Here is a 24,143-nt window from a genome sequence, read left to right on the forward strand (position 1 = left end):
CGGCGATCTCGTCGAAGGGATTCATGCTCATCTTCACGCCGGCGAGGTCCATGCCGGAGCCGTCGCTCTTCACGCGGACCTTGACGTTGTAGTCCACCACCCGTTTCACGGGCACCAAAATTCTCATGGGAAGCTCCTGAAATAGGGATTCATGCTGATCATCGACAAGGACCGAGTTCCCGTCTGCGACATGAGCAGGCGCGTGGCCCGGTCTATGACAGGCGCATCCACCATCTGCCCATTCATCTGAAACGCGCCGTTGCCCGAGGCCGCTGCGGCTGCGACCACGGAGCGGGCCCAGGCCAACTCGTCCTGCGAGGGCTGGAAGCAGGCGTTCACGGCGTTGACCTGTGCCGGATGAATGCACAGCTTGGCGCCAAATCCCGCCCTGCGGCTGCATCGCGCGTCCTGTTCGACCACGGCGATATCCGCGACCTGGAGCGTGACACCGGCCACCGGCGCTTCGATGCCAGCCAGTCGCGAAGCAAGGACCAGCTCCTGGCTGTAGGCAGAAAGGCTGGAGTCGTCGCCGCTGATGCCCAGGTCCAGCCGCAGGTCCACCGACCCCAATACCAGGCGCTGCACGCCGGGCACGCCCGCCAGCCGCCGCGCCATGGCCACGCCCTGGGCCGATTCGATGATGGGCAGCAGGGCGGCGCCCACGGCCTTGTGAATGCACATCAGATCGGTGGCCCGCTGTGCCTTGGGAATCATGATGCTCGGTGCACCGGCGCGGCGGCACATTGCCAGATCGGCCGCGAACCAGGGCGTGTCCACGCCGTTGACGCGAACGGCCGCCGGGCGCCCGTCCATCAGCCACTTGCAGGCACTTTCGCGGGCGCGCGCCTTGTTCGGGGGCGATACGGCATCCTCCAGGTCGATGACCACGCAATCGGCGCCAGAGGCGGCGGCCTTCTGGAAGCGCTCCGGCCGGTCGCCGGGGACAAAGAGGTACGAACGGCAGCTCAGGCTCACGGTGCGCTCCCGGTGACAGGTGATGCGGCCATGTCAGAACGACCGCGGCAGACCCAGCACATGTTCCGCCACGTTCGCCAGGATCAGGTTGGTCGAGACCGGCGCCACCTGGTACAGCCGGGTCTCGCGGAACTTGCGCTCCACGTCGTATTCGCAGGCGAAGCCGAAGCCGCCGTAGGTCTGCAGGCAGACATTGGCCGCCTCCCAGCTCGCCTTGGCCGCCAGGTACTTGGCCATGTTGGCCTCGGCGCCCGCGCTCTCGCGTGCGTCGATCCTCGCGCAGGCCTTCCAGCGCATCAGGTTGGCTGCTTCGAGCTCGATGAAGGCCTCCGCGATCGGAAACTGGATGCCCTGGTTCTGCCCGATCTTGCGGCCGAACACCACGCGCTCGTTGGCGTACTGGGTAGCCTTGTCGATGAACCAGTAGCCGTCGCCGATGCATTCGGCCGCAATCAGGGTGCGCTCGGCGTTCAAGCCATCGAGGATGGTTCTAAAGCCCTTCCCCTCCTCGCCCAGCAGGCTGTCCTCGGGCAGCTCCAGCTCGTCGAAGAAGAGCTCGTTGGTTTCGTGGTTGACCATGTTGGCGATGGGATGCACGGTGAGCCCGTGGCCCAGCGCCTGCTGCAAATCCACCAGGAAGCAGCTCAGGCCTTCGGTGCGTTTCTGCACCTCGGCCAGCGGCGTGGTGCGCGCCAGCAGGATCATGAGGTCGCTGTGCTGAACACGCGAGATCCACACCTTCTGTCCGTTGACCACCCAACGGCCATCCTTCTTCACCGCGGTGGTCTTCAGCCGGGTGGTGTCGCTGCCGGTCGTGGGCTCGGTGACGCCCATGGACTGCACGCGCAGCTCGCCCGCGGCGATCCTTGGCAGGTAGCGGTCCTTCTGCGCCGCGGAGCCGCTGCGCACGATGGCGTTCATCACGTACATCTGCCCATGGCAGGCGCCGGAGTTCCCGCCCGAGCGGTTGATCTCCTCCATGATCACGGAGGCCTCCGCCATGGACAGGCCCGAGCCGCCGTACTCCTGCGGGACCAGGGCCGCGAGCCAGCCCGCCTTGGCCAAGGCCTGGACGAAGGCTTCCGGATAGGCCCGTTCCTCGTCCACCTTGCGGTGGTACTCCGGAGGAAACTCGGCACAAAGCGCGCGCACCGCGTCCCGGATTTCCTCATACGGATCGGGGGATGTGTTGAAGGTCATGGATTCACCTCGTTGGTAAGCAATCAGCGCGCGGTCGCGCTCATGGCCAGGTGGCCGGAGCCATTGCGCGCCCACAGCGACACCGCCCCGTCGCGAGCCTCCGCGCACAGCGTCACGGTGTCGAAATCGAACAGCGGGCGCACGGCCCTGAACTCGAAGTAGCGGACCGGGCCCGTGTTCGCCATGCGTTCCAGCAGTCCCGCAAGCAACGTGGCCACCAGCGGACCATGGACCACCAGGCCCGGGTAGCCTTCCACGCCGGTCGCATAGTCACGGTCGTAGTGGATGCGATGGCCGTTGAAGGTCAGCGCCGAGTACCGGAACAGCAAGGGCGTGTTGAGCGGCACCGTCTCGCACAGCGCCGCCTCGGCCGCCAGGATGGGTTTGGACTCTGCGCCGGGCTTCGCGGCCTCGCGATAGACGATGTCCTGCCATTCCGTGATGCACGGCTGTCCATCGGCCTCGATCTCGTGCCTCACGGTGACGAACACGAGCGGACCGGAGCAGCCGTCCTTGGCCTTGACGTCGGCAATGGTCGATTCGCGGCGCAGCGGCTCGCCGATGCGGGGCGCGCGATGCAACGCAAGACGGCCCGCGGCCCACATGCGCCGCGGCAGCGGCACCGGGGGCAGGAAGTGACCGCGGGCGGGATGCCCGTCAAGGCCAAGCTCGCTGCCGTCCGCAATGGAGGGGAAGCACAGCCAATGCCACAGCAGCGGCAATTCCTCGGCCTGTGCCGGCACACGGTGGCCGCGGCTGAGCGCAGCGGCCATCTGGCGCGCCGCCATGGGGCGCACACTGTCGGCGGCATGCGCCTGCCGGCCGATCCATTGGCGCAGATAGGACAGATCGATTGAGGTCATAGTGGTCCCGTTGGACTGCATTTGTCGAGGCGAAGGCGGCCCTGCCGCCGACGGTTGCGGCAGCGCAGCGCTTGAACCTGGGGACAGGCGTGAAGAGGGAAGTTTTGTTTTACTGGCCCCTGGGGCCTGCGCGCATCAAGAGCCTTGACGCGGTTTAAAAAACATCAGCAGCAAAATCGAGGCAAGCAGTTCGAAAGCAGCCACGACGTACAGCCCGGCAGCGAGGCTCCCGGTACTGGCCTTCAAGCTTCCCATGAGAGACGGGGCAACGAAACCTGCCAGATTTCCGATCGAGTTGATAAGCGCGATGCCCGCGGCGGCCGCCGTTCCTGCCAGGAAGGAGGTCGGTATGGACCAGAACACGGGAAATGCCGCCAGGATGCCAATGGCTGCCAAGCTCAACGCTGCCAGTGCCGCGGTCGGATTGCCCAGCGTGGCGCCCGTCAGCGAAAGGCCAATGGAGGCGACCAGCGTTGCCGCCGCACAGTGCAGCCGGCGCTCGCCTCGCTTGTCCGAGTGCATCCCGTTGAACACCATTGCCAGGGTGCCCAGGATGAAAGGCACTGCGGACACCAGCCCGATATTCATCGTCCCGACCACACCGATATCCTTGACAATGGTCGGTGTCCAGAATGCGATGGTGGCGTTTCCACTCACGACACAGAAGTAAACTGCCGTACAAAGCCAAAGGCGGGGGCTTTTCAAGGCGTGCAACAGTTTTTCCTCTTTCTGCATGCGCGTGTCTTCACGCGCAATGTCGTCGGTCAGCGCTTTCTGCTCCTGCAGTGAAAGCCACTTCGCTTGCCGTGGGAAGTCGGGGAGATAACGCAAGACAGCGAGGCCGGCGATCACGGACGGAATTCCTTCAATCAGGAAAAGCCACTGCCAGTTCTTGTACGGCGCAACGCCGTCCATGGAACTCATGATGAATCCTGCCAAGGGGCTGCCAATGATGCCCGCGATGGCAAAAGACGTCATGAAAAGTCCGTTGATTCGCCCCCGCCGGCTTGCTGGCACCCAGTACGTGAGGTACAGCATGACGCCGGGGAAGAAACCTGCTTCAAAGGCGCCGAGCAGGAATCGAAGAATGTAGAAGGATGTCGGTGTGGAGACATGCATCATGGCGATGGATGTCAGGCCCCACAAAATCGTGATTCGAGCCAGCGTCTTGCGGGCTCCAATTTTCTGCAGGTACAGGTTGCTGGGCACTTCGAAGAAGAAGTAGCCCAGAAAGAATATGCCCGCACCCAGCCCATAAACTGCTTCGCTGAACTGCAGGTCACTGAGCATCGAGAGCTTCGCAAACCCGACATTGACCCGGTCAATCCATGCCAGGAGGAAAAGCAGGACCAGGAATGGAATCAGGCGCCACGAAACCTTGGAATGGATCTTTTGAATGTCCACCGCAGAATGGAGTGATGGCTGGCCCGCTCCTGCAAGCGGAGGGGTCAAGGGAGAAGTTGCTTGCATGGCAGTACGCGTAGTGGGTGGATCGTTACCGAGCCAAGGGCTCGGCGCTATGCCGCAGTCACACCGTCGGCAGTGACATCTGCGGTCTTGGGGTCACGGTCGTGCCGCGTGGTGCGGGGCGCGGCAATACCGGACACGCCGCGCTGGCGCGGACGCGTGGGTCGTGAAGAGCGCAACTTCCTGCAGTTGCGCCGGTTGGTGGTCGTTCAGTACCGCGTTTCAGGAGCACGCGCAGCGGGGCGCCACAGGTTGCGCACCCGTGGCAACAACCCAACGCAAATCTCCGGCGGGCTCGCCCGGGAGATGGTCAATCAGGCAACGGGGTGGGCGGGGCCATGGGACGAACGGCGGTGAGCTCCGCGAGGCGGGCCACGTCGTCCATCCCTTCAAGGCCACGGAGGGCTGTCGCCAGCATGCGGACCTGGGCCCCGGGCAGCGGCTCGCGTGCAGCTGCACAGCAGCGCTCGAACTTCGTGTCCTGCTCATGACGGTTCAGCGGCCGCTGCGGGCTCCCGAACAGGTGATCGATGTGCAGTTCAACTTGCCTGCCATCCTTGAGTCGTACCGCGACCTGTTGTGGACCGCCGATGGCGTTGGGATCCGGATGGCCGTTGTCCAGGACGCGAACGCGCCGCGCAAGATCGAGCCTTTGCGGATCGACCAACGCCTGGTCGTCAAAGTCTTCGAGGCATACGCCACCCGTCAGCAAAGCTGTCGCGACGGTGTAAGCCATGCACAAGCGCGCGTAGCCAGGCTCCATGCCGTGAACGGCGGGCCGCCCGACGAGCCGAACCACCAGCGCCGATGCGAGCACCCTGACCTCCTCGACGTCGTCCGCGCGGAAGCCGTGTTCGCGCATGAGGCGCAACACGCCATCGATACCGCCATGGGTGGCGCGTCCGGTGGGCCAGGGCTTGTGGCTCATGCGGGTGATCTGGAACACACGCCCCATGTCGGGCTCGACGGCCTTCCAGTCCGACTGACCGAAGTCGTACAACGCGAAGTACCCGAACGTCCCTTCCAGAAAGTCCCGCGGCCCCGGGAATCCCTGCGCGGCCAGTTCGAAAGCCGTGACAGCGGCTCGTGCGTTGAGGCCGACCTGCATGCTCACGGCAGGACTGCCTTCGACATGCGCCTGCATGGTTCCGGAAAGGTGGCTGTAAGCCAGGCCCAGGGCGCTTGTCGTCCGCGCCGCGTCCAGGCGGCCGAGCTTGGCCAGGGCCGCGGTAGCGCCCAGGCAGCCGCACATGGCGGGCCGGAAGAAGCGCATCGGGGCCCGCTGCGCCAGGGCGACGTGGATGGCCACGTCCAGACCCAAGGTGATGGCCGTGATCAAGTCGCGCCCGCTCACGCCGCCATGGGCTTGTGCGTAGCCCATGCAGGCCGGCAGCAGCGAAGCCATGGCGTGCACGACCGCCGCGTCGTGGATGCAATCGAACTCCTGGTTGAACACCTGGTAGGCATTCATGAGCACCGCCTGCGGCCAAGGCTGCGTCTCGCCGGATCCCCAGACGGTTGCACCGGATCCCGTGCCCAGCGCCTGCATGGCCTGCCGAACCTGCGTCATGCGAGGATGGCGCGAGCCCGCGATGCCGACTCCAAACGCGTCGAGGATGAAGACCTTGGCCGCCTCGACGGCGGCTGAAGGAAGAGAGTCGAAGTCGTGGCTCACGAGGTGGGCCACCAGGCGATCGGCCGCGTTCATGCTGCCTCCTGTTCAGAGTCCAGCGATGTGGCTGGAACAGGGTCCTGCTCGCGGTACCAGTTGGCGATGTCGCTGCCGGTGACGAAGCGCACCAGAGGGGAAGCCAACAGCCTGTCCAGCGCGGCCTCCAGATCACCGAAACGATGCGGCACCCCCATGAGGTGCGGATGCAACCCCAGGGTCAGCACGCGCGGCTGTTGATCGGCCTGCGCCTCGCGTTCGAAGAGATCGAGCGTGCGTTTCACGCGACTGAAGAATTCCGTCGAGGGCTGCTTCTCGACCGCGCAGATCACCGAGTCGTTGAGCTCCAGGGTGTAGGGCAGGGACAGCAACGGGCCCGAGGCCGTGGACATCCAGCATGGCAGGTCGTCGAGGCACCAGTCGAAGACGTACTCCACGCCGGCGGCACGCAGATGCTCCAGGGTCTGCCCGGTTTCGCGCAGCCCCGGCGACAGCCAGCCCGCCGGGCGGCATCCGGTGAAGGCGCCGAGCTTGTCGAGAGCCGCGGCAATCGTCTCCGCCTCGCTGGACGCGGTGTGCAGGCTGCGCTGGTGCATCCCGTGGCCGATGAACTCCCAACCCGCTTCCAGCATCGCTTCCGCGGCACGCGGGTACACGTCCAGGACGGAAGCGTTGCAACTCGTCGAGGCCGGCAGTGAGCGCGAACGCAGCGCCCTGACCATGCGGGGCAGGCCGCAGCGCATGCCGTACTCGACCCACGCGAAGTTCGGAATGTCGGGCAGGCTCTCCTTTCCGTGGGGCGGGGTCAGGATGGTGCGCGGCATCGGCTCGTCAAACGGCCAATGCTCGACGTTCACGACGACATGCACCAGGATCAGCGCGCCATCCAGCGGCGCCAGACGTGCCCGGTCGTGGAAATACTCGTAGGGCACCCTAGGGTTGCTCATGGGGGGCTCTCTTCCTTGAAGAGGTGAGGGTCAGACGCCGGCGAAACGGGGGGAGCGCCGCTCGCGAAAAGCCTGCTGGCCCTCGCGGTAGTCGCTGCTGGCGAAGCAGGCGCGCACCAGTGCGTCGACAGAGGCCCGCTGCACAGGTCCTTGCGGCGCCACGACGTCGCGTATGGCTGCCTTGGCCGCCCGCATGGTCAAGGGCGCATTGCCGCCCACGGCCTCCACGACGGCATCGAACTCGGCGGCAAAGTTCTCGTCCTGGAACACGTCGTGGACCACGCCGATGCGGCGGGCCTCCATGGCGTCGAACTTGCGGGCGGTCAGGAACAGTTCCAGCGCACGAGGCGCCCCCAGCGCGTGAACCAGCTGCTCCATCGCCTCGTACGCGTAGCCCAACCCCAGCCGGGCCGCAGGCATGCAAAAGCTCGCTACCGAACGGGCATAGCGCAGATCGCAAGCCAATGCCAAGCCCAGCCCTCCCCCGAAGCAGATGCCGTCGATGCGGGCGATGGTGGGCTTGCGGCAGCCCTGCAGTGCACGCTGCGCGCTCAGCACCGCGGCGTCATAGTCGGCGGCGCTTTCCGCTGCCGCCCGCTGCGCACCGAACTCGCTGATGTCGGCGCCGGACACGAAAGCCTTGGTGCCCTCCCCACCCAGCACCAGCACGCGCACGGATGCGACCTCGTCCAGGGCCAGCACGGCGTCGCGCAGCGCGGTCCACATCGACCGCGTCATGGCATTGAGCTTGGCCGGGTTGGAGACCGTCAGGTACGCCGCGGCACCCAAGGTCTGCACATGGATGGATCCGGCGCTCATACCACGCCCTCCGCACGGAGGCGACCGATCGCGGCATCGTCGTAGCCCATGCGGCGCAGGATCTCCTGCGTGTGCTCGCCCCGGTCCGGCGCCGTGGCGGCGAGCACCGCCGGTGTGCGCGTGAGGTGAATGGGCTGCGACAGCACGGTGGCGCTTCGCCCGTCGCGAGTCCGTACCTGCTGCGCGACGCCCAGATGGCGCACCTGGGGGTCGGCGAAGACCTCGGGCATCGAGTACACCGGACCGGCCGGAACGCCGGCGGCGTTGAGCACACCGACCCAGTGGGACACGCTGCGCGTGGCGAACACCTCTCCCAGCTCGTGGTTGAGACGGGAACGGTTCTTCACCCGCAGCCCCTCGTGGGCATAGTCCGGGTCGGCCGCCAATGCCGGCAGGCCCAGCGCGGCGCACAGCCGATGCCAGTTGCCCTCGCCCGAGGCGCCAAGATTGAAGACGCCATCCGCGGCCCGGAACAGGCCCATGGGGCTGCTGGTGGGGTGGTCATTGCCCACCTGGACCGGCACCTCGCCCTCGTTGAGGTAGCGGGCGGCCTGGAAGTCCATCATGGCGATTTGGGTGTGCAGCAGCGAAGCTTGCACCCATTGGCCCCGGCCGGAGCGCTCGCGCTCGAACAGGGCCAGCAGGATGCCCACGGCCGCATAGATGCCGGTGCTCGAATCGGCCACCGCCAGACCGGCGCGAACCGGCCCCTGACCCGGCAGCCCCGTCACCGACATCAGGCCACCCATGCCCTGGATGATCTGGTCGAAGCCCGGGCGACCGGCGTAGGGGCCGTCCTGCCCGAAGCCGGAGATGCTGGCCAGGATGAGGCGGGGATTGATGGCCTGCAGCTGCTCATAGTCCACGCCGAGGCGGCGCTTGACGTCAGGACGCCAGTTCTCCACCACCACGTCCGCCGTGCTCAGCAGGCCGCGCAGGATTTCCAGCCCGCCGGGCCGCTTGAGATTGAGCGTCAGCGAGCGCTTGTTGCGGTTGAGGTTCTGGAAGTCCCCACCGTGCCGGTTGGCCGCGAACATCGCATCGTTGGGATCGACGCCCTCCGGCGGCTCCACCCGGATCACGTCCGCGCCGAAGTCCGCCAGGATGCGCACGCAGGTCGGTCCGGCGCGCACGCGTGACAGGTCGATGACGCGCAAGTTCGACAGCGCCGCCGGCGCAGTGGTCATGCTCATGGAAAGTCCTCAGTGGACGGGGCGCAGCCCCGGATTGGCGATTCGGGCCATGGCCTGGTGCGCGAAGGCCAGGAGCAGCGTTTCCTGCCCGGGCCGGGCAATGGCCTGGACGGAAACCGGCCGCCCCTTGGTGTCCGCGCCGATGGGGAACACGATGGCCGGCAAGCCGAGGTAGTTGACGAAGCGCAGGTTGGCGTAGAGAGCGTGCAGCTCGGACTCGTCGTACCCCGGCTGACCGGGCGAAACCTGGTTCCAGTCCGGCACCGGCCGAGACAGCGCCGGGGTCAGCAGCAGGTCCACGCCGTGCAGTGCCGTGCGCAGGAACTGGCTGCGCTCGTAACCGCGATCGACGATGGCGCGCGCATACCAGGGGGCCGGTACCGCGATGCCGGGCAGCATCACGGCCTTGGCTGCGCCGGGAAGCGCACCGTCGCCGTGGCGCAGCAACCGGGCCTGGGTTGCAGCGCTTTCGGCATGCAGCACGATCGCTGCGGCGGCATCGAGCCGTTCACGTCCGTCCACCTGGCGCGCGGTGACCACGCCCATGTCGCGCACCACGTCCATGAAGCCCTGCAGCGCCGCGCCAACCTCGGGCACCAGGCCTCGCCGGTCCACCGCGGTGGCGACGCGCCAGCGGCGTGGCGCATCAAGCGCTGCCTCGATCTCGTCCGACAGTTGCTCAGCCGGACGCGAGGACCCGTCCATTGCGAGCGCCGACAGCAAATGGGCCGCGTCGGATGCGGATGCCGCCAGGATCGCGACCGTGTCCAGGCTGGGGGCCAGGCTGAACACGCCCGCCGTGTCGATCAGGCCATGCGTCGGCTTGAGCCCGACGATGCCGCAGGTGGCCGCCGGGATGCGCACGGAGCCCGCCGTGTCGGTGCCCAGCGAGGCTGGACACAACCCGGCCGCAACGGCCACCGCGGAGCCGCTGGAGGAGCCGCCGACCACGGCATCCGGGTCGATCGGGTTCACCGGACGCCCGAAGTGCTGGTTGTCACCGGTCGCGCCGCAGCAGTACGCCGACAACGTCAGGGTCGCCAGGTGGGCCGCACCGGCAGACGCGAGCTTCGCCAGCACGCCAGCCGAGGCTTGTGCGGTCGAAGCGGTCCCGGCAGACACGCCGACTCCGGGCACGCGCCCCGCAGTGGCAAAGACGTCCTTGTGGGCCAGGGCCACGCCGGCAAGCAAACCATCGCGCTCTCCCGCCGGTTGCTCCAAGGTGTCGACCAAGCAGTTCCAGCGCCCTGCCTCGGCGGCGAAGCGCTTGTGCTGGCGATGCACCAGGTCAAGGCCGCTGTAGCCGCCGGCCGCCAACATCTTGCGGACGGCCCGGATCGAAGGAGCAACCCGCTCACAGGTCACGCTGTTCATCTCGCCTCTCCAGGTTGAAGCTCAACGCCGCGCCCAGTTCGTGGAGGGTCCGCGCGATGCGCCGCTGCTGCGGCAAGGACAAGCGCACACCGCACATCGACGCGGCACTTCCTACCCACGCAAGCGAAGCAGCCAAGGATTCGCCTGGTATATCTTCTTGATCAGAATATACAATTCCAGTGCCTTTGTTTGTACTCTGGTGTTTCATAAATATATTTATAGACGCCTTGTGTGCATTCACCAGTCAGGAGAAACCCTAGCCATGAAGAGTGCCGACCGTATCCGCCTGGATATCGAGAACGCGATCCGCTCGGGCGCGCTGCTGCCCGGCGACGCCATTGACGAGGCGGAATTGATGAGGCGCCATGACGTCTCTCGCACGCCGGTGCGCGAAGCGCTGCTGCAGTTGCAGGCGCAGGAACTGCTTCAGAGCCAGCCGCGAGGCGGCATGGTGGTGGCGCGCATGGACGTGCAGCAGTTGCTGTCCATGTGGGAGTTGCTTGCCGAGCTGGAGGGCGTGTGCGCGCGGCTGGCATGCGAGCGCATGACGGCGCAGGACCTACAGGAGCTGCAGCGCGTGCACCATGCGGCGCGTCCCTGCGTCGAGGCCGACGACATCGAGGCGTGGCAGGGGCACAACCGCGAGTTCCACGAGGTGCTCTACCGGGCGTGTGCCAATCCCTATCTGCGCGAGGAGATTCTTCACATGCGGGCGCGGACGGGCGCTTACCGGCGCCACGCCTTCGCGGCGATTGGGATGATTCGCAAGTCCTGGGAGCAGCACGAGCGCATCATGGAGGCGCTCAAGGACCGCCAGTCGGCCCGGGCCTGGGAGCTGATGGTGTCCCATCTGAGCCCGGGACAAGGAATGCCGGGCGTCACGGCCTTGATCGCCTCGCTGCCCAAGCACCTGTTGCGCTAGCAACGCGATGGCTTCTCGCGCCGGCTCCTCATGAGCCTCCCTGCCCTGCGCCGCCGCGCGGTCTCAACGCCGTAGCGCGATCGCGATCGGGCGCATGGGCGCGGCATCCGCGCCCTTGAGCTTCAAGGAGGCGCCTATGAAGGCGAATTCGTACACCCGATCGCGTGCGAGTTCCTCGAGCTGGACCAGCTCCATGATGGGTGCGCCCTGCTGCGCCAGCAGGTAGGTATGCACGGGCACGTAGTTTCCGTCCACCTCCGGAGGGAAGGTCTCGAAGCTGAGGTTGTCGGCTCCCACCACCATGGCGCCGCCCTCCTCCACCAGGAAGCGCGCCGCGTCCAGGCTCATCCCGGGCGGGTTGTCCATGAAAGCCTGGGGCTGCCCGTAGTGCTTCATGCGGCCGGTGCGGATCAGGACCACGTCGCCCTGGCGCAGGCTGATCTGTTGCGCGCGCAGCGCCAGGAGCAGGTCCTGGCGCTTCACGCGGTAGCCCGGCGGCAGCATGTCCATGCCCTGCGCCGCGGCCACATCGATCAGCACGCCTCGGGCGACGATGGGCGGAATGGTCTCCGCACCGGTCTTGCGCCAACCGCGGTCGCCGAGATGCTCGCGGGCCTCGAAACCGTTCCAGATCCGGCCATCGAGCCCGAAGTGGTTGAGCGCGTCGATGTGGGTGCCGGTGTGGGTGTACATCGAGACGGCCGAGCCGGTATAGCTGACATGCTCGTTTTGCGCGTGACCCACACCGATTGGATCGTCAACGACCGTGCCGTGCGGCGTGTGCGTCATCCACATCTGGTAGCGGGGATCGCCGGCCGCATGCCACCCGGGCATGCCGATGAAGTATTCCACCGAAAGGTCGTAGACACGCCCGCCGGCAATTCTGCTGAGAACGGCCGCGCGGCTGGCGTCCGTCATGAGATTGAGCCGGCCGATCTGGTCCTCGGCGCCCCAAGGACTCTTGCCCACTTCGGGCCGGTCGGCGGCGTGGGCACCAACGCAACCTGCGATGGCGGTTGCGATGGCAAGCGTGCGGACGATGCTGAACATGATGGGGTCTCCTGGTTGCAGCACATGAGCTGGATCACGACGCGGCAACCATAGAAGGCCCCGCTGGACGGGAATAGCTGCTGCAAATGAAGAGTGTTTTCGCGACCTGGAAACGGTGCTTGAGCACCCGGATTGAAGGCAGGTCGTGCGTGGCCTGCCCTGTGGCCGCAGCGGGCCCCGGTTCGAGGCGAGTTCTGGCTTCGTCGGTTGCAAGCCGCTGTCGCGGCTACACGCTTTCGGCGTCAGCCAATCGACTGCGCAGGAAATCCACGAATGCGCGCAGCCGGCCGGGCAGGTGCTCGCGGCTTGGATAAACCGCAAACAGCTGCCGCGGCTCGATGCGCCAATGCAGGAGTGCCGGCTCCAGCCTTCCCTCGCGCAAGTCGCGCTCCACGATCACCCGCGGCACCACGCCCACTCCGCGTCCGGCCCGCAGGGCATCGGCCAGCAGCAGGCTGTTGTCAGTACGGAAGTCGCCCTGGACTTCGACCTGATGCGTCTGCGCATCCAACTCGAAGCGCCATTGCATCGCATCGCTGCCGAGCACGTAGGCCAGGCAGTTGTGTCCGGCCAAGTCGGCGGGGTGCTCAGGAAGTCCCCGGCGTCGCCAGTAGTCCGGCGACGCGCACAACACCCGTTCCACGGTCATCAGCGGCACGGCGACCAGAGTCGAGTCCTCAAGCTCCGCCCGGCCGCGCAAAGCCACGTCCACCCTTTCCTTGATCAGGTCGCTGACCCGATCGTTCAGACGTACCTCCAACTCCACCTTGGGATGCAGGTCCTGAAAAGCGTGCAGGTAGGGCGACAGCAGCGACAAGGTGAGCGACACGGGAGCCGACACCACCAGCCGCCCCACGGGCTGTTGCGCCGACGCACGCAGGGCTTCGAGCATGGCATCCGTATCGGACAGCACCCGCGTGCAGTAGGCGAGGAAACGCTCCCCAGCCTCCGTGAGATGAAGGCTCCTCGTGGTGCGGGCAATGAGACGGCTGCCCGTCCATGCCTCCAGCTGTTGGACCTGTTTTGTAATTACCGGCGGTGAGCAGTTGAGATCCCGTGCCGCCGCGGCAAAGCTGCCGGTAGCGACCACCCGCGAGAAGCAGCGCATCGCAAACTGATGGTCCATGCAGACGTTTCTCCATGCCTTGCCGGGGCGTGACGCGCTCGGGTCGCCAGACGGCAGCGGACACGTACCCGTTCGATCCAGCAGCGAGCGATTGTCCCGCTGTTGCGGTCCGCACTGGAATGAAGGACGCCAGCGTGCCGCCCTACAGTGCTGGCTGTTCGATGCGCAAAACCGCAGCAGGCCGATCGGCGCACAAGGTGAGCGAGGGGAACCCGCCAGCACAAGCAAGCGCATCGCCCGCCTGAAGCCGCAGCACGTTTCCTTCGGAGTGCACGACTGCTTCCCCGTCCATGAGGTGCAGGTACAGTGACCGAGCCAGGTCCGCCTGGATCAGCAGTGGCATGTTGGCATCAAGCTGGCCGAGGTCTACCGCAAGATCGTGGCCGAAGTCGATGGCCGCGGTCCCCGCCGCAGGGGCCACCACGGACGTCCAGTGCCCCGGCTGCTGCGCACCGAGCGAGCGCTGCAGCACTTCAGCATCCCGGCGGCGCCACGGTGGTGCGAACCACAACTGGAAATGGCGCTCCCCGTGCGTGGCCGAAGCGTTCATTTGGCTGTGCAGGATGCCGCTGGCCGCGTGCATCACTTGTACCTCGCCAGGCTTGACGATCGCGTAGCCACCAAGGCTGTCACGGTGCTCAATCGCTCCCGTCCAGGGGATCATCAGGATGTCCAGATTCTCATGGTGATGCATCGCGAATCCGCGGGCCGGCTGAACGACATCTTCGTTCAACGCGAGAACGGCACCGAATCGCTGGCGGGCGGGATTGCGGTAGGCGCCGAACGAGAAGCTGAAGCGCGCATCGAGCCAGGCGTTGCCGAAGTGGCCGCGCGTGCTGCCGAGGCGAATCTCGACGCCGGCGAAGGCAGACGAACTCATGAGCGGGGAATCCTGGAAACGGCAGCAGGCGACTTGTTGAGCAGCAGCAGCGCCATGAGGATCAGCGCCAGTGCAGGCACGGTGCTCCAGGGCAGGTGCTCGTCGAACATCAACGTGCCTGCAGCCACACCCGTCAGCATCGACACGTACCCCATGAAGCTGAAGGTGACGGGTTCCGCCCTGCGCTGCAGCGCAAAGTACAGCAGATAGCCAACGACCAGCGCCGCCGCCTGTGCGGCAAGCCAGTGCCATGCGCCTGCAAGCGATCCGATCGGAAAAGGTGCGACCGCAGCGGCACCGGCCAGCATCACGGCCGACGACAACAGGGTGGCCGCGGAGAGCCAATCGCCGTCAACGCCGGGTGGCATGCATCGCGAACGGTACACGTTGCCGGCGGCAATCGATGCCGGGATGGCGACCACGAGCAGTACGGCCGTCAGGTCATCACTGAACGAAAGCCCGCGGCCAAGCACCAGCAGTGCGGCGCCAGCGCAGCCCAGAGCCACGGCGGCCACGCGCCTGAACGTGGGTGGCTCCAACCGCAACAGCAGCGCGATGGCCAGCGTGAAGACCGCCGGCAGGGTGAAAGCAAGCGCGGCGAAGCTCGCACCCGCACGCGCCGTGAGCCAATACAACGCCGACATCGGCACGGCATGACCCAGCAACCCGGCAGTCAGGCCGAAACGCAGCAGGACAGCTGGCGGAGCCGGCACGCCGGCTCGCGACAGGCCAAGCAGCAGCAGCATCGCGCCCGCCACTGCGGTGGGCAAGGTCGCAAAGAGCAGTACACCCGCGCCTTGGGCGGCAGCCAGCTTGGCGAAAGGAACGCCCAAACCTAGACAGACGCCCGTGCCCAGAAGCAAGGGGGCGATAGCGAGGAGGCTCATGGGTTTCGAGTCGGTGGTTTGCGTAGCCGCAATCTAGGCACCGGTGTCGGCTTGTCCCAGCCCGCGCCAGGAAACAGACTCTTTCCCAATCCGAAGGCCGTGATGGTGGCCAGCAGCATCCATGCTGCCTTCATCGTGTCCCCCCGTTGTGCCGGTCGATTTTTCCGGGAAGTCTGCGCGAGTTCAGGGCTTGTCGCGGAGAGCGGTGACCGTGGCGGCGTCAGCCCGTTGAGCGGGCACCGCTGGCGAACGTGGCGCTGAGCGAGTGCGCGGCAGCAGCAGTTCGGCCTTCAGCCCGCCGAGGCGTGCGCTGCCCAGCGTCACCTTGCCGCCGTAGAGCTCGGCGAGCTCGTGCACGTGCACTTCGCCATCCGCCGGCGCATCCGCGGGAGCGCGCAACTCGGTGTCCCACAGCGAGCGTGAGCGCAGCACGCCGCGCCGAGGCGCTGTGCCCCCCATCTCGTCGATCTGCCAGTACAGGCCCGAGTACGGCCGGGTCCAGCGCGGATCGCTCAGCCGAGCCGGATCGAGCAGGGGCTGCCCGTTGGCATCCACCTCGAACCGCGCCGTCACCTGGTCGAGCTCGGTGGCCAGCGTCGCCACGAATTGGCGCGTGACGTGTTCGCGGAACAGTCCGGACAGCAGCCAGCCCGCGATCAGCACGGCCACGGCCGTGGCCATGAACGTGGCCACCAGCAGCCGCCAGCGCAGTGATCGCGGCAACGGCATCCGGATGCCTCACATCCCGGGCCCGAGCCGGTAACCCAGCCCGCGCACCGTCTCGATGGTGTCGGCAGGCAGCTTGCGGCGCAGCCGGGCGATGAAGACCTCGACCGTGTTGGAGTCCCGGTCGAAGTCCTGGGCGTACAGGTGCTCGGTGAGCTCGGTGCGCGACACGACCTGGCCGGGCCGGTGCATCAGGTACGACAGCAGCCGGTACTCGTGCGAGGTCAGGCTCACCGGACGGCCGGCGACGCTCACACGGCCGCCGCGGGTGTCCAAGGTCAGGGCGCCACACCGCAGCAGCGGCGACGCCAGCCCCTGGGCGCGCCGGATGAGGGCCCGCACGCGCGCGAGCAACTCCTCCATGTGGAACGGCTTGGCCAGGTAGTCGTCGGCCCCGGCGTCGATGCCCGCCACCTTCTCGTGCCAGCTGTCCCGGGCGGTGAGGATGAGCACCGGCATGGTCCTCCCGGCGCTGCGCCAGTGCTGCAGCACCGTCAGCCCATCGACGATCGGCAACCCGAGGTCGAGCACGACCGCGTCGAACGGCTCGGTGTTGCCCAGGTGCTCGGCGTCGCGGCCGTTGTCGGCCTCGTCCACGGCATAGCCGGCTTGCTGCAAGGCAGTGCGCAGCTGCGTCCGCAAGGTGGGTTCGTCCTCAACCAGCAGCAATCTCATCGTGCCTCCCTCGTGTTCCTCAGTCCCTTACCGGGCCGGCCCCTGCGCCGGCGGCGGGCCCTTGGGGCGCTGCTTCAACACCTCGGCCGCTCGGGCATCGACCGCCAGCTTCAGCACCTGGCCGCCGGGCTGCAGGAGCTTCACCTCGTAAACCCAGCGCCCGTCGTCGCGCTCGAGCTCGATCTCCAGCACCTGGCCCGGGTGGGTGCGCTGCAGCCGCTCCAGCAGCTCGGGCAGCGCCAGCGCCTGGCCTGACTGCACGGCATCCCGGGCGCGCTCGTGGTCACCCTTGTCGGCGCGAGCCGGCAGGGCGGTCCACAGCGCGCAAGCCGCGAGCAGCCAGGCGGCACGCCGGCTGATGCGCACCGGGCGCACCGTCCCGGGGACGGTGGCGTGGAGGGGGTGGAGCGGGCATTTCATGCGGCCAGTCTTCAGCGTCTTGGCTGAACGGCAGATGAACGGCCGGTTCAGGAAACGTTCAGGCCTCGTTGCGAAGAATGCCTCCAACACCTGCAACAGCACCGCTCCGAGGAGCCTGTAGTGAACGCCCAGCTGACCTGGATCAAACATCGCCGCCCTCGCTGATTGCCGGCGGCCATGCTGGCGGCCTGCCTTGCCGCGGCAGCCGGCACGGTCCGGGCCAGCGACACCACCATCGCGACACTGGCGCCCGCCTTCAATCCACAGGCATTCACGGACACCGCGAAGGTCGACAAATGGTTCTGCCGCAACTGCAAGGACGTCGCGCAGCGCGAATGCACGGCCACCGAAAAGGCCGACGTGGTGGGCTACCTGCTCGGCCTCATGCGCTGAGGCTCAACCCTTCGTCCTGTTCTTCTGGAGGATCGTTTTCGCCCCCGGAAATGGCCGCTCCCGTGCACAGATCGAGCGGTCGTTGCAACGGCCCCCAGTCCTACGTTGGCGAACGCGTGGCATCGAGCATCTCCAGCCGACCCTCAGGCCCGACCAGGTAGACCCTCGTCGACGGGTATGCCCGCAGCAACGTCGTGGCCTGCGCTGGCGGCCCGATCGCCAGCGCCGTTGACAGCCCATCGGCCAGCGTCGCACGTGAGGCGGCCACGGAAACCGACAGGTAGTGGTTGGCGCTGCGGCCCGTGCGGGGATCCAGCAGGTGGTGGATGCGCGGGTCGGTGCCGAACGGGGTGCCGTAGCCTGCGGACGTCGCCAGAGCCGGCAACGCGCCGCGGTCCTGGCCCAGCGGCAGTTCGACGATGGTGTGGGTCAGATCCCGAGGATCGACAATGCCCGCGCGCCAGGCTTGGCCGTCGGCTCGGTGGCCGAGCGCACGCACCTCCCCGAGATCAATCAGCACATCGCCGAAATCCGCAGCCCGCAGCAGGTCGGTCACGCGGTCGGTCACATAGCCCTGGGCCACGCCGTTGAGCGTGATCGCCATGCCGGGCCTGCGCAGGCGCACGAGGTCGGGGCGCAGCTCAACCGCCCTGAAGTCCACCAGGCGCAGCACCCGCTCGATCGCCTGCGGGCGGGGCCCGCCCGGCGCGCACCCTGGCGTGGCAAAGTGGTTCGCATACAGCCGGTACAGCGGCTGCATCGTCGGATCGAAGGCTCCGGCGCTGCGCTGAGAGAGCGACAGGCTGAAGGCCAACAGCTCGACAAGCTCGTGCGGCGGCCCGGGCAACTCGCCCTGCGCGTTCAGCCGCGAGAGCGCCGAGTCGGCGCGGTAGAGGCTGAAGATGTCCTCCAGCCGCTGCAACTCGCGCACGCAGGCCTCCAATTGCGCCTGCGCCCTGGCGCGATCCGGGTGGACCAGCGTGATCGATGCCAAGGCACCCATGGCGGTCCCACGCCAGACACAAGGTGGTGGCGCGGCCGCCGCGCGCACGGCGTGCCAAGGTGCCAGGGCGGCGCAAGTGGCCGCGATGGAGAGGAAGCGGCGACGGCTGGACATGTCAGGCCTCACTGCGATGGATGGCGGGCGCCGCTGCCGTGCAGGTCAACCGGCCCGAGCACGTAAGCGTCAGGGATGTCGCCCAGCCGGACGACGCGGCCGCCGTGCGAGGCCGTGAAAGCCTCGGCCAGCGCCCAATCGGAGAACGGCACCGCCTCCGGAGCGCCCATGCCGCCACGCATGTCGCTGTCGATCACGAACCAGGCTTTTCGCGGGTCCACCCAGGCGCCCGCTTCCGGTTGTTTCCAATGCTTGGCGCGGGCCATGTCGTTGACGTAGACCGCGGTGGTGTCGCGCGGCTCCTCGGGCAGCCGCATGAACGCCAGGGTGTCGCGTACGGATGAGAACCACAGCGGCTCCTTGCGGCTGGCCAGATGGACCTGTCCTTTAGGCCCCTCGTGGTCGACAAGCAGCATGCCGCAGTAGTGCCCCGTCGCCTCGGCATGCACCTCGGCCGGTGGCGGCGCCGGCAGCGATGCGGATCGTTTGCAGCCGGCAACCAATGCCACGGCGAAGAACAGCACTGCGGATCTCCGGCCGAGCCCAGGATGGCGAGTCATGCTCATAGAGGCCTCCTGCGAAACACCGCGACGGCCAGCGCCAATGGCACCAGGACCCATGCCGCCAGTACGGCCAGGAACACCGGGGCCGGCAGCGCCGCCGGATCACCGGGGCCCGCCATGCCGCTGTAGACCGACACGGCCTCGCTGGCGGTCATGTTGAACAGGCGGTAGACGTCGGTGGGATTGAGCAACAGCAGCGCATCGAGCTCGGACTTGCCCAGCACGCGCCCCTGGTCGGCAACCAGTACGCCCAGCAACGCCGTGTCGTAGAGCAGCACGAAGAACAGCCACACGCCGACCGCCAGGCCTGCGGCGGTCGCGCGCTCGCGCACCAGCGTGCTGGCCAGGCCTCCGATCGCCACGAAGGAGGCGCCCAGCATCACCGAGGTCAGCACCATGCCCCCAAAGGCCTGCAAGGCCTGCGTCCCGACACCGCCCCGCAGCCACAGCGCGGCGGCTGCCGAGCCGTAGCCGAGCACGGTCGCGACGCCGAGGATCACGACCTGCCCCAACCCCTTGCCGACCACGACCTGCCAGCGTGCCACCGGATAGGCCAGCAACAGCATCAGCGTGCCGCGCTCGTGCTCGCCGACGATGCTGTCGAAGGACAGCAGCAGCGCGATCAGCGGCACCAGGAAGATCGTCAGGCTGGCCAGGCTGACGACCACCACCGCCAGCGGATCGGCCTTCACCACACCGGTCGGTGCGCTTCCAAGCAATGCCAGCGACAGCGCCAGCGCCGCCATCAGCACCGTCGTGGCCAGCACCCAGCGGTTGCGAAGACCTACGCGCACTTCCTGCGCCGCGACCGTGAACAGCCTCATGGTGCTTCGCCCTCCTCTTCTTGCGCAGCGCCGACGAGGTGGCTGTACAGCTCCTGCAGCCCCGGCGCCGCGAGGTCCAGGTCTTCCACCACCTCGCCAGCCTGCGCGATGGCTCGCAGCGTCGCCATCTTGGCCTCCGGAGCAACGAGCAGCGTGAGCTGCGTGCCGCTGCGCTCGATGCAACGCGCCTGGGGCGGCAGCAGCGCGAGCACCGTCGTGATGGAGCAGGTCCGCACCTGCAGCCGGATGCGAACTTCGGCCGCGACGCCCTGGCGCAGCTCGGCCAGCGTGCCGGCCGCCAGCAGGCGCCCGCCGTGCATGATCGCCGCGCGATCGACGCGCTGCTGCACTTCGGCCAGCGCATGCGTCGAGATCAGCACCGTCGCGCCGCCGCTGCGCAAGCGGTCCACCATCTCGTAGACATCGCGTCGCGACGCCGGGTCCAGGCCGCTGGTCGGCTCGTCGAACAGCAGCAACTGCGGCTCGCCGATCAGCGCCTGCGCGATGCCCAGGCGTTGGCGCATGCCCTTGGAATACGTTGCCAGCCGCCGGTGCGCCGCATGGGCGATGCCCACCCGCTCCAGCAGCTCGGCATTGAGCCGGCTCGGCGCGCCCTTGAGCCTCGCATAGAAGGCCATCAGCTCGTGGCCCGTCATCGCGCCATGGAACGCGACGCTCTCCGGCAGGAAGCCGATCGTGCGCCGCACCTGGGCCGCACCGCGGCCGGCCGGGTCCGTGCCGCGCACCCGCACCGTGCCCGCGTCCGGCCGGATCAGGCCCAGCAGCAGCTTGATCAAGGTCGTCTTGCCTGCGCCGTTGTGCCCGACGAGCGCCGTCGCCTCGCCCGCCACCAGCGGCAGCGACACGTGGTCGAGCGCCGTCACGGCGCCGTAGCGCTTGGTGACCGCACGCCACTCGGCCACCACCGTCATCGCGCGTCCGACGCCGGCGTGCGCGCCGGCCGCATCAGCGGCGCGGAGTCCATCACGCCGCCGGGATAGAGGGCCGGAAAGCGTGCCTGCGCCCAGCGCACCATCTGCACGGCCGGACTGGTGCTCAAGGCCTTGGCCGCCGGCAGCGTCCACAGCACCTGGTCCATCACGTCGTTGGGCCGGTAGGGCCGGTCGGCGATGCCGTTGCCGTCGAGATCGAAGGCGGGGTTGTCGCTCCAGTAGTTGCCGCGTCCCTGATAGGCCCAGTCGATGAACCGCGTGCCGACGTACTTCACCTGCACGCCGTTACCAATGAAGGCGTTGCCGCTCACGATGTTGCCCTCGGATCCGGCGGTGAAGTGGATGCCGATCGGGCAGCGCTCGAACCAGTTGTCGCGCAGCACGTTGCGGTGGGCGTTGTAGATGAACACGCACTTCTCGCGGCCGCGCCGCACGACGTTGCCCACGATCTGCGACGCATTGGTGAAATTGAGCATGAGCCCGTGAGCCTCGTCATCGTCGGAGACGTTGTCACGGATCTCCAGGCCGTCCGAGAACATCAGCGCCCAGGCCATGTGGTTGCCGCGCGAGCGGTTCCCGACGATGCGGCTGTCGTGCGTGTACATGTAGTGAATCGCAAAGCGCAGGCTGGAAAAGCTGTTGCGCTCGAAGACGTTGCGGCGGCTGGTGACGACGAAGACGCCGTCGCGGCCATGGCTGATCGTGTTGCCCACCACCTGCGTGCCCGGTGCGTTCCAGATCGACACGCCGTCCCCGGAGTCCGACAGGCGCAAGTCGCTACGGCCGACGATCTCGTTGTTCTCGACCAGCGATTCGGCCGCCCCATGCACATACACGCCGAAGAGGTTGCCCATGATCCGGTTCGAGCGGATGCGGGCCCGTGGCGCGCTTTGCTGCAGCAGGATGGCCGCATCCATGTCCGGCACGGTGCGGCCCGAGCCCCTGATCTCCAGGCCCTCGATGCGCACGTCGGGCGCGGTGACGACGATGACGCTGCCTCGGCCATGGCCTTGGAGCACGGCACCCGCGTCACCCACCAGCGATACCGACCGCCTGATGTGCACCGGCCCCGCGTGGCGTCCCGGCGCCAGGCGCAGGACCTCGCCGGCGGTTGCCTGGTCCAGCAGCGGCTGCAGCGCCTGGCCGGGCGTGACCACGCGCTCGGCACCCGCGGCGCCGGACGCCGCCAGCGCGGCCGCAACTGCGGCGACGGCAAACCGCCACGGCATGGGCATCCCCTCAGGTGCGGCGCGGCTGGACCAGCATGCGTCCCTTCATCTCCATGTGCATCGCATGGCAGAACCACTGGCAGTAGTACCAGAAGACGCCTGCCCGGTCGGCCTTGAAGGTGACGGACGCGGTGGCCTGCGGCGGCACCTCCATCGCGATGCCGTAGTTGACGATGGTGAAGCCGTGGGTGAGGTCCTCCACCGTGTCGCGATTGGTCACGTAGATCGTGACCTCGTCGCCCTGCCTCACGGTGAAGTCGGTCAGGCTGTAGGTGGGCGCCACCGAGAACATGTAGACCCGCACCTTGTTGCCCTGGCGCACGACCTGCCCTGCGGTTTCCAGCTCGACGTTGTCGGCCTTGGCCTGCTGCCGCGCGTCTTCCCACATGGGATCGTCGCGCTTCCACACGCTGATCGGGTTCACCTTGGAGCGATGGATGATGGTGGCATCGTGCGGCTCGGCAAAGCTGGGCGAATCGTGCACCAGGACCATCTGGTCGCCCGAGATGTCGATGAGCTGGTCGCACTCGGGCTTGAGCGGCCCGACGTTCAGGAAGCGGTCTTTCGAGAACTTGTTGAGCGACAGCAGCCATTTGCCGTCCGCCTCCTTGGTCTGCCCCATGGAGGTGTGGTTGTGCCCAGGCTGGTAGTGCACGTCCAGCTTCTGGACGATGGGGTCCACCTTCGCGTCCTTGTCCTTGTACTTGGCGATCGCCTTGTCGATCGACCACTTGCAGACCTGGCTGTCGATGAACAGCGTCGTGTAGGCGTTGCCCTTGCCGTCGAACGCGGTATGCAGCGGCCCGAGCCCGAGCTCCGGCTCGGCGACCACCGTGTCGCGCGGCTGGATCTTGTCGTCGAACAGGTCGTCGAACTTGCGCACGTCGAACACCGTGACGGTGGGCGAGAGCTTGCCGTTGGCCACCACATGGATGCCGTCGGGCGCCGTGTTGATGCCGTGCGGGCTCTTGGGCACGGGGATGTAGCGCGTGAAGCGCGAGCCCTTGCGCCCGTCGAGCACGGGCACGCCCCCGATCTTCTTGAAGTCCCCCTTGGCCACGGCCTCCTCGATGCGCTTGAGGCTGAACACCACCACCCAGTCCTGCTCGGCGGCCATGGTCTCGCCCAGCGTCACCCCCTCCTCGGAGTTGTAGCAGGTGGAGAAGCAGTACTTGCCCTGGTAGTCGCCGTCGACGTTGTCCAGGTTGCCGCTGACCAGCACCTGCCAAGCCACCTTCATGGTTTCACCATCAACGGCCGTGAACACGCACTGGTATTTTTTCGGTTCGTCGAGAACGCTGCCATCGTTGGGAATCGGCGTGCGGTCCTCGCCGTTGCAGAAAACGTAGCCGGTCTTGGGATACTTTTGCACCCGCAGCCCGTGCACCGTGTGCTGGTTGGGCAGCTCGATGATCTTGTCGCACTTCATCACGTCGCAGCGGATGCGGGCCACGCGCGTGTTTGCCTTGTCGTTGACGAAGATGTAGCGGCCGTCGTAGGTGCCGTCGGTGAACGACATGTGCGGGTGGTGCAGGTCGCCGTTGGTGTAGGTGCCGCCGCGCGTCTGCAGGAACTTGCGCGTCTCGGGCAGCAGGCCTTCGGTGAGGATCTTGAGGCTCTCGTTGGTCTGGCCCCAGCCGGTGGCGCTGCAGCGGTTGAACACGGGCACGCGCATGATCTCGCGCATCGAGGGCAGGCCCATGATGCGCAGCTCGCCGCTCTGGCCGCTGGAGAAGAAGACGTAGTACTCGTCGAGCTCACCGGGGCCGACATGCGTCTTGGCCAGCGCCGCGTTGGTGGCCGCGGCGCCCGGCGCGGCAGCGTGTGAGGCCTGCGCGCCCGGGGCCGACGGCGTGGACGCGGCGCCGGCT

Annotated in this window: 24 protein-coding genes and 1 pseudogene; 2 read left to right on the top strand and 23 right to left on the bottom strand. The window is 67.3% G+C overall.

Features of this window, described 5'->3' with window-relative positions; translation table 11 throughout:
* The 10 genes and pseudogenes from Q0741_RS13985 to Q0741_RS14030 form a co-directional block, all read right to left on the bottom strand.
* Positions 1–127, bottom strand: a pseudogene (locus Q0741_RS13985) (electron transfer flavoprotein subunit beta/FixA family protein); the annotation flags it as partial.
* On the bottom strand, positions 124–975 hold the full coding sequence (locus Q0741_RS13990; protein WP_298233819.1) for a CoA ester lyase: 852 nt from the start codon (positions 973–975) through the stop codon (positions 124–126). The pseudogene Q0741_RS13985 and the gene Q0741_RS13990, both read right to left, overlap by 4 nt.
* 33 nt (positions 976–1,008) lie before the next feature.
* Positions 1,009–2,175, bottom strand: a complete 1,167-nt coding sequence (locus Q0741_RS13995) for an acyl-CoA dehydrogenase family protein (protein WP_298233820.1) — start codon at positions 2,173–2,175, stop codon at positions 1,009–1,011.
* Between the two features lie 23 nt (positions 2,176–2,198).
* On the bottom strand, positions 2,199–3,038 hold the full coding sequence (locus Q0741_RS14000) for a MaoC family dehydratase N-terminal domain-containing protein (protein ID WP_298233821.1): 840 nt from the start codon (positions 3,036–3,038) through the stop codon (positions 2,199–2,201).
* Positions 3,039–3,173: 135 nt separating this feature from the next.
* Positions 3,174–4,436: an MFS transporter gene (locus Q0741_RS14005; protein ID WP_298233842.1), complete on the bottom strand. Its 1,263-nt coding sequence runs from the start codon at positions 4,434–4,436 to the stop codon at positions 3,174–3,176.
* A 379-nt stretch (positions 4,437–4,815) separates the two neighbouring features.
* The gene (locus Q0741_RS14010; RefSeq protein WP_298233822.1) at positions 4,816–6,213 is read right to left on the bottom strand and encodes an MmgE/PrpD family protein; all 1,398 of its coding nucleotides are present in this window, start codon (positions 6,211–6,213) and stop codon (positions 4,816–4,818) included.
* Positions 6,210–7,121 carry a polysaccharide deacetylase family protein gene (locus Q0741_RS14015; protein WP_367184114.1) on the bottom strand — a complete coding sequence of 304 codons (912 nt, stop codon included), beginning with the start codon at positions 7,119–7,121 and terminating at the stop codon, positions 6,210–6,212. The genes Q0741_RS14010 and Q0741_RS14015 overlap by 4 nt, the downstream gene beginning before the upstream one ends.
* 30 nt (positions 7,122–7,151) lie before the next feature.
* Positions 7,152–7,940: an enoyl-CoA hydratase gene (locus tag Q0741_RS14020; protein WP_298233824.1), complete on the bottom strand. Its 789-nt coding sequence runs from the start codon at positions 7,938–7,940 to the stop codon at positions 7,152–7,154.
* Positions 7,937–9,133 carry a CaiB/BaiF CoA-transferase family protein gene (locus Q0741_RS14025; RefSeq protein WP_298233825.1) on the bottom strand — a complete coding sequence of 399 codons (1,197 nt, stop codon included), beginning with the start codon at positions 9,131–9,133 and terminating at the stop codon, positions 7,937–7,939. The genes Q0741_RS14020 and Q0741_RS14025 overlap by 4 nt, the downstream gene beginning before the upstream one ends.
* 9 nt (positions 9,134–9,142) lie before the next feature.
* The gene (locus tag Q0741_RS14030; protein WP_298233826.1) at positions 9,143–10,507 is read right to left on the bottom strand and encodes an amidase; all 1,365 of its coding nucleotides are present in this window, start codon (positions 10,505–10,507) and stop codon (positions 9,143–9,145) included.
* 262 nt (positions 10,508–10,769) lie between these two features.
* Between Q0741_RS14030 and Q0741_RS14035 the strand changes: the two genes are divergently transcribed.
* Complete coding sequence (locus Q0741_RS14035; protein WP_298233827.1) at positions 10,770–11,429, top strand: GntR family transcriptional regulator; 660 nt, start codon at positions 10,770–10,772, stop codon at positions 11,427–11,429.
* 63 nt (positions 11,430–11,492) lie between these two features.
* Here Q0741_RS14035 and Q0741_RS14040 read toward each other — a convergent pair whose 3' ends face one another.
* From Q0741_RS14040 to Q0741_RS14070, 7 genes are all read right to left on the bottom strand, one after another.
* Positions 11,493–12,479: a cyclase family protein gene (locus Q0741_RS14040; protein WP_298233828.1), complete on the bottom strand. Its 987-nt coding sequence runs from the start codon at positions 12,477–12,479 to the stop codon at positions 11,493–11,495.
* A 226-nt stretch (positions 12,480–12,705) separates the two neighbouring features.
* Positions 12,706–13,605, bottom strand: a complete 900-nt coding sequence (locus Q0741_RS14045) for a LysR family transcriptional regulator (protein WP_298233829.1) — start codon at positions 13,603–13,605, stop codon at positions 12,706–12,708.
* A 142-nt stretch (positions 13,606–13,747) separates the two neighbouring features.
* Positions 13,748–14,485, bottom strand: a complete 738-nt coding sequence (locus Q0741_RS14050; RefSeq protein WP_298233830.1) for a pirin family protein — start codon at positions 14,483–14,485, stop codon at positions 13,748–13,750.
* Positions 14,482–15,372, bottom strand: coding sequence for a DMT family transporter (locus tag Q0741_RS14055; RefSeq protein ID WP_298233831.1), 891 nt, complete (start codon positions 15,370–15,372; stop codon positions 14,482–14,484). Before Q0741_RS14055 ends, Q0741_RS14050 begins: the two co-directional genes overlap by 4 nt.
* Positions 15,373–15,555: 183 nt before the next feature.
* On the bottom strand, positions 15,556–16,101 hold the full coding sequence (locus Q0741_RS14060) for a hypothetical protein (RefSeq protein WP_298233832.1): 546 nt from the start codon (positions 16,099–16,101) through the stop codon (positions 15,556–15,558).
* A 9-nt stretch (positions 16,102–16,110) separates the two neighbouring features.
* A complete protein-coding gene (locus Q0741_RS14065) occupies positions 16,111–16,773 on the bottom strand; it encodes a response regulator transcription factor (RefSeq protein ID WP_298233833.1) in 663 nt (220 codons plus the stop codon).
* 27 nt (positions 16,774–16,800) lie between these two features.
* Positions 16,801–17,193 (bottom strand): PepSY domain-containing protein, encoded by a 393-nt coding sequence (locus Q0741_RS14070; RefSeq protein WP_298233834.1) that lies wholly within the window; start codon positions 17,191–17,193, stop codon positions 16,801–16,803.
* A gap of 177 nt (positions 17,194–17,370) precedes the next feature.
* Between Q0741_RS14070 and Q0741_RS14075 the strand changes: the two genes are divergently transcribed.
* Positions 17,371–17,586: a DUF1924 domain-containing protein gene (locus Q0741_RS14075; protein ID WP_298233835.1), complete on the top strand. Its 216-nt coding sequence runs from the start codon at positions 17,371–17,373 to the stop codon at positions 17,584–17,586.
* A 100-nt stretch (positions 17,587–17,686) separates the two neighbouring features.
* On the opposite strand, the gene Q0741_RS14080 is transcribed toward Q0741_RS14075, so the two are convergent.
* From Q0741_RS14080 to nosZ, 6 genes are all read right to left on the bottom strand, one after another.
* Positions 17,687–18,589, bottom strand: a complete 903-nt coding sequence (locus Q0741_RS14080; protein WP_298233836.1) for an FAD:protein FMN transferase — start codon at positions 18,587–18,589, stop codon at positions 17,687–17,689.
* 122 nt (positions 18,590–18,711) lie between these two features.
* On the bottom strand, positions 18,712–19,227 hold the full coding sequence (locus Q0741_RS14085; RefSeq protein ID WP_298233837.1) for a nitrous oxide reductase accessory protein NosL: 516 nt from the start codon (positions 19,225–19,227) through the stop codon (positions 18,712–18,714).
* Positions 19,228–19,265: 38 nt separating this feature from the next.
* Complete coding sequence (locus Q0741_RS14090) at positions 19,266–20,090, bottom strand: ABC transporter permease subunit (protein ID WP_298233838.1); 825 nt, start codon at positions 20,088–20,090, stop codon at positions 19,266–19,268.
* Positions 20,087–21,022: an ABC transporter ATP-binding protein gene (locus Q0741_RS14095; RefSeq protein ID WP_298233839.1), complete on the bottom strand. Its 936-nt coding sequence runs from the start codon at positions 21,020–21,022 to the stop codon at positions 20,087–20,089. Before Q0741_RS14095 ends, Q0741_RS14090 begins: the two co-directional genes overlap by 4 nt.
* Positions 21,019–22,272 carry a nitrous oxide reductase family maturation protein NosD gene (locus Q0741_RS14100; protein WP_298233840.1) on the bottom strand — a complete coding sequence of 418 codons (1,254 nt, stop codon included), beginning with the start codon at positions 22,270–22,272 and terminating at the stop codon, positions 21,019–21,021. Before Q0741_RS14100 ends, Q0741_RS14095 begins: the two co-directional genes overlap by 4 nt.
* Positions 22,273–22,282: 10 nt before the next feature.
* A partial coding sequence (nosZ, locus tag Q0741_RS14105; protein ID WP_298233841.1) for a TAT-dependent nitrous-oxide reductase occupies positions 22,283–24,143 on the bottom strand: 1,861 nt, incomplete at its 5' end.

This window comes from uncultured Azohydromonas sp., assembly GCF_937926365.1.
Classification (GTDB): Bacteria; Pseudomonadota; Gammaproteobacteria; order Burkholderiales; family Burkholderiaceae_C; genus Azohydromonas.

Coding starts and splice junctions, on each gene's coding strand:
- Q0741_RS14010 (WP_298233822.1), bottom strand. CDS start 6,213: ATGAACGCGGCCGATCGCCTGGTGGCCCACCTCGTGAGCCACGACTTC.
- Q0741_RS13995 (WP_298233820.1), bottom strand. CDS start 2,175: ATGACCTTCAACACATCCCCCGATCCGTATGAGGAAATCCGGGACGCG.
- Q0741_RS14050 (WP_298233830.1), bottom strand. CDS start 14,485: ATGAGTTCGTCTGCCTTCGCCGGCGTCGAGATTCGCCTCGGCAGCACG.
- Q0741_RS14055 (WP_298233831.1), bottom strand. CDS start 15,372: ATGAGCCTCCTCGCTATCGCCCCCTTGCTTCTGGGCACGGGCGTCTGT.
- Q0741_RS14025 (WP_298233825.1), bottom strand. CDS start 9,133: ATGAGCATGACCACTGCGCCGGCGGCGCTGTCGAACTTGCGCGTCATC.
- Q0741_RS14075 (WP_298233835.1), top strand. CDS start 17,371: ATGCTGGCGGCCTGCCTTGCCGCGGCAGCCGGCACGGTCCGGGCCAGC.
- Q0741_RS14070 (WP_298233834.1), bottom strand. CDS start 17,193: ATGAAATGCCCGCTCCACCCCCTCCACGCCACCGTCCCCGGGACGGTG.
- Q0741_RS14090 (WP_298233838.1), bottom strand. CDS start 20,090: ATGAGGCTGTTCACGGTCGCGGCGCAGGAAGTGCGCGTAGGTCTTCGC.
- Q0741_RS14040 (WP_298233828.1), bottom strand. CDS start 12,479: ATGTTCAGCATCGTCCGCACGCTTGCCATCGCAACCGCCATCGCAGGT.
- Q0741_RS14020 (WP_298233824.1), bottom strand. CDS start 7,940: ATGAGCGCCGGATCCATCCATGTGCAGACCTTGGGTGCCGCGGCGTAC.
- Q0741_RS14030 (WP_298233826.1), bottom strand. CDS start 10,507: ATGAACAGCGTGACCTGTGAGCGGGTTGCTCCTTCGATCCGGGCCGTC.
- Q0741_RS14000 (WP_298233821.1), bottom strand. CDS start 3,038: ATGACCTCAATCGATCTGTCCTATCTGCGCCAATGGATCGGCCGGCAG.
- Q0741_RS14035 (WP_298233827.1), top strand. CDS start 10,770: ATGAAGAGTGCCGACCGTATCCGCCTGGATATCGAGAACGCGATCCGC.
- Q0741_RS14095 (WP_298233839.1), bottom strand. CDS start 21,022: ATGACGGTGGTGGCCGAGTGGCGTGCGGTCACCAAGCGCTACGGCGCC.
- Q0741_RS14015 (WP_367184114.1), bottom strand. CDS start 7,121: ATGAGCAACCCTAGGGTGCCCTACGAGTATTTCCACGACCGGGCACGT.
- Q0741_RS14065 (WP_298233833.1), bottom strand. CDS start 16,773: ATGAGATTGCTGCTGGTTGAGGACGAACCCACCTTGCGGACGCAGCTG.
- Q0741_RS14060 (WP_298233832.1), bottom strand. CDS start 16,101: ATGCCGTTGCCGCGATCACTGCGCTGGCGGCTGCTGGTGGCCACGTTC.
- Q0741_RS14100 (WP_298233840.1), bottom strand. CDS start 22,272: ATGCCGTGGCGGTTTGCCGTCGCCGCAGTTGCGGCCGCGCTGGCGGCG.
- Q0741_RS14080 (WP_298233836.1), bottom strand. CDS start 18,589: ATGGGTGCCTTGGCATCGATCACGCTGGTCCACCCGGATCGCGCCAGG.
- Q0741_RS14045 (WP_298233829.1), bottom strand. CDS start 13,605: ATGGACCATCAGTTTGCGATGCGCTGCTTCTCGCGGGTGGTCGCTACC.